General features: G+C 69.8%; 1 protein-coding gene. It reads left to right on the top strand.

Annotation, left to right across the window (positions count from 1 at the left end):
- A partial coding sequence (locus IE312_RS28130) for a DNA-3-methyladenine glycosylase (RefSeq protein ID WP_229900522.1) occupies positions 1-615 on the top strand: 615 nt, incomplete at its 5' end.
- Positions 616-939 lie beyond the last annotated feature (324 nt).

The raw sequence follows: 939 nt of genomic DNA, 5'->3' as shown, positions 1-939 counted from the left end.
GCCTTCTTCGACCGCCCGGTCCTGGAGGTCGCACCCGACCTTCTCGGCCGCATCCTGGTCCGGACGACACCCGACGGCCCGATCGCCCTCCGCCTCACGGAGGTGGAGGCCTACGACGGCGAGAACGACCCCGGCTCGCACGCCTACCGAGGCCGCACCCCGCGCACCGAAGTGATGTTCGGACCGCCCGGACACGTGTACGTCTACTTCACCTACGGCATGTGGCACTGCATGAACCTGGTCTGCGGACCCGACGGCCGGGCCGGCGCGGTGCTGCTCCGCGCCGGAGAAGTGGTGGAGGGTGCGGAGCTGGCCCGCAAGCGACGGGTCTCGGCCCGGAACGACAAGGAGCTGGCCAAGGGCCCGGCCCGGCTGGCCACCGCCCTGGACGTCGACCGCTCCCTGGACGGCACGGACGCCTGCGCCGCCGGTGAGACGCCCCTGAGGATGCTGACGGGCACACCGGTCCCTGCCGGCCAGGTACGCAGCGGCCCCCGCACCGGGGTGGCCGGCGAGGGCGGGAACGGCGACCTCCACCCCTGGCGCTTCTGGGTCGCCGACGACCCGACGGTCAGCCCGTACCGCGCCCATGTGCCCAGGCGGCGCCGAGGTTGACTCGGCCCGGCGAGGTGCGTAATGTATCCCGAGCCGCTGAACCGGGTACGGCGATCGCCTGCAGCCGGAGCGGCCAAACCACTACCTAGCTCAACCCCCTCAGCGGGGTCGCTTTCGGCGTGCCCGCGCGTCCGAAATCGAACTCGCGGGACCGATTATGAGTTCCCGAGGGAATCGGCTAACGTAGTGAATGTCGAAAGGGCGGACGGCGAAAGCCAAAAACCCCGAGGCAAACCCGCCGACTGGGAATCGGATCGAGAAAAGATCTGATAGAGTCGGAAACGCAAGACCGAAGGGAAGCGCCCGGAGGAAAGCCCGAGAGGG

Source organism: Streptomyces capoamus (assembly GCF_014654935.1).
Classification (GTDB): domain Bacteria; phylum Actinomycetota; class Actinomycetes; order Streptomycetales; family Streptomycetaceae; genus Streptomyces; species Streptomyces capoamus.
Note: the sequence above shows the minus strand (reverse complement) of the source record. Positions and strands in the feature narration are given on the sequence as shown.